The sequence below is a fragment of the Microcystis sp. M53602_WE12 genome, from assembly GCF_030065455.1.
Classification (GTDB): Bacteria; Cyanobacteriota; Cyanobacteriia; order Cyanobacteriales; family Microcystaceae; genus Microcystis; species Microcystis aeruginosa.
This window is the reverse complement of the sequence record NZ_JASJFB010000288.1, coordinates 1-2,726: the sequence shown is the minus strand read 5'-3', so window position 1 is coordinate 2,726 and position 2,726 is coordinate 1. Positions and strand designations below refer to the sequence as shown.

Sequence of the window (2,726 nt, the reverse complement as noted above, 5' to 3'; positions counted from 1 at the left end):
GGTGTGGGGTTTTACCGATTTTGAGGGGGTCAATTACCTAATTTTCAGGGAAAAAGTACCTGAATTTTCCCCCCAATCACTCCAATGGTCGGCACTTTTTGAGGTCAAAAAAGTCTAAAAGCCTTATCCAACAAGGTTTTTAGATTTATTCAGCAAACCCTAATTAGTTTACACTTCATCTCTTAGGGGTGGTAGTGACAGTGGCGGTGTCAAAGTTGCAAGTTTCTGTATTTAACCCCACCGGAGTTGGGGGAGCCGGAGCTGGGTCGAGGAAGTTTGAGCATTTGTACTAAAATTTCCCCGACGCAGTTTAAATGCAGTACAACCCAGCACATCTCAATTGTATTTTAGTCGCGGATTTCAGGATAATTGGCCTCTCAGTCCCGCTACTGCGAGAAAAATTGCTATTTAGTCCTTCTTTACTTTAAGTTAAGAAACTTATCTAAGGCTAGAACCATATTCGGCGGCCAACGTCGCACGCTTTTTACCCAATCGAGGTCTTGATAGCGGGTATCCATGCCGACGGCGGCTACCCAATTGCTTTCCGCCTCTCCCTGTTGTCCTTGGGTCCATAAAACGGCGCTTAAGGCTGCTCTGACATCGGGAAACATGGGGTATTTGCGGGCAATATTCCGCATTTTTTGGACTGCTTCTGGATATCTGCCCAATTCGTACAGGGCCAGAGCCAGATTAGCTTGCGCCCAGGCAAAATTCGGGGCTAGTTGGGTAGCTTGGCGATAGTCTTTGACGGCGGCTTCCCAGTCCCCTAAACCGCCTTCGGCGTTGCCGCGATTGTTATAGGCAAAGGCATCATTGGGATCCAGTTCTAAAACTTTATTATAATCGGCGATCGCTTCTTGATATTTGCCTTCTCCCTCTAAAGCGGTGCCGCGATTGAGGTAGGGATCGGGGGCATCGGGGGCAATGGCGATCGCTTGGTTGAAATCAGCGATCGCATCCTCTAATTTATTGAGGCTGACTCTGGCATTGCCGCGATTACTCCAGACGGCGGGATTAGTGGGGAATTTGGCGACTAATTGGGTCCAATAGCTTTCGGCCTGGGCGTAATCCCCTTTTTCTGTGGCTTCTAGGGCTTTTTCGGCGATAACTTCCCCTTCTCTAATCTGTTCTTCGCTAATAGTCGGGCTATCGGCATAAGCCGCTATGGGTAGGGCAAAAAAGAGCAATAGACTCAATACACAAGCGGTGATCCAACGCATAATTACTTCATAATTTGTTACTTAATCTTTTCTCAATCTACCCTACTTAGGTGAACTCTGCCCTAGATAGTCTTGATAGCCTAGTCGTTGAAGATTGCTTTGTTTTTCGAGGACGGAATCGCTGAGGGATTGACGATAGGCGATAACTTGCTCTAAAAGATCAGCATTACCGATGGCGAGAATTTGAACCGCTAAAAGTCCGGCATTTTTGGCATTACCGATCGCCACCGTGGCCACGGGAATGCCTGCGGGCATCTGTACAATTGAATAGAGAGAGTCTAACCCTTGTAAAGTGCGCGTGACTACGGGAACTCCAATCACGGGTAAGGGGGTTAAAGATGCCACCATCCCGGGTAAATGGGCAGCCCCGCCGGCTCCAGCGATAATCACTTTTATTCCCCTTAAATGAGCGTTTTTGCCGTATTCAAACATTTTTTCGGGGGTACGATGGGCCGAGACAATGGTGACTTCGTGGCTAATCTGAAAAACCTCTAAAACTGCGATCGCTTCTTTCATGGTGGGTAAGTCGGAATCACTGCCCATAATTACACCCACTAGGGGCGCTGCTGTCACCATAACTGCTAGAAAATAATTTTGCTTTTTAATCTTATAGCAGGGTTTGTTATTTTGTCTTCAAACCCTACTGATCAGATTTCCCCTAAATTGCATCGGGATCGATGCCTAATTCTCGCAATTTTTGGGCTAATTTTTCCTTAGCTTGTCGTTCCCTTTCTTTTTCTAAAAGAGCCTGTTCTTTTGCCTGTCGTTGCTGTAATTCCGCTTCTTGAGGAGTGGGGACTAATTGACCATCGGCGGTAAAATAACGCAGTTTACGGTCAAATATCCCTAAATATAATCCTAACTGTTCACTCCAGAGATAACCCTGTTCATTGGGAGAAATGGCTTGATATTGTCCATCAATTAGTCTAAATCCTTGTAATTCTAAAGTATTAGGATCAAACCCAAAATAATTAGGAGTGCGAAAGGTATTCTGATAGAGAATTTTCTTGTTATTGCGGTCAATATTGGCCGTAGAATCGGAGAGAATCTCGACAATTACATCCGGATATTTCCCCTGTTCTCCCCAGACTACCCAACTTTTGCGGGGACGTTTTTCGGTATCTAAAACCACAAAAAAATCGGAACCACAGAAATCACGTTTTTTTAGTTGTTCCGCGTTGTAGTAGATGGTTAGATTTCCCGAAGCGTAGTAAGCTAAACGGCTTTTACTTCGGATCACCGATATAGACTCCAAAAGGGTTATAGCTGTTGGATCATGCAGGTTAAGCGCCGTTTAGCTTAATCACTGCTCTTGCGCCATAATAGACTTGTTGCAAAATAAGAAAAAGCCGAATGAATTATTTTGTGAGAAGTTCAGCTTGCTTCTCCTTTTAATTAATGCTTATGCTGCCGCTAAATAAAAATTCCATAATCCACAAGCCGTTAAGATTAATTGATCATCAAAATTAGCTACACGATTCCTATAAATATCGGAAACTGCACGGT

General features: G+C 44.7%; 3 protein-coding genes. All 3 read right to left on the bottom strand.

Going from position 1 to position 2,726, the window contains the following annotated elements:
• Positions 1 to 419 precede the first annotated feature (419 nt).
• The 3 genes from PX482_RS10385 to PX482_RS10375 all read right to left on the bottom strand — a co-directional run bounded on the left by PX482_RS10385 (position 420) and on the right by PX482_RS10375 (position 2,484).
• Positions 420 to 1,220, bottom strand: coding sequence for a tetratricopeptide repeat protein (locus PX482_RS10385; protein WP_002761720.1), 801 nt, complete (start codon positions 1,218 to 1,220; stop codon positions 420 to 422).
• 42 nt (positions 1,221 to 1,262) lie between these two features.
• Positions 1,263 to 1,796 carry a 5-(carboxyamino)imidazole ribonucleotide mutase gene (purE, locus tag PX482_RS10380; RefSeq protein ID WP_002761719.1) on the bottom strand — a complete coding sequence of 178 codons (534 nt, stop codon included), beginning with the start codon at positions 1,794 to 1,796 and terminating at the stop codon, positions 1,263 to 1,265.
• Positions 1,797 to 1,878: 82 nt separating this feature from the next.
• Positions 1,879 to 2,484, bottom strand: coding sequence for a Uma2 family endonuclease (locus PX482_RS10375; protein WP_285891441.1), 606 nt, complete (start codon positions 2,482 to 2,484; stop codon positions 1,879 to 1,881).
• Positions 2,485 to 2,726: the final 242 nt, after the last annotated feature.

Coding starts and splice junctions, on each gene's coding strand:
- PX482_RS10385 (WP_002761720.1), bottom strand. CDS start 1,220: ATGCGTTGGATCACCGCTTGTGTATTGAGTCTATTGCTCTTTTTTGCC.
- purE (WP_002761719.1), bottom strand. CDS start 1,796: ATGGTGACAGCAGCGCCCCTAGTGGGTGTAATTATGGGCAGTGATTCC.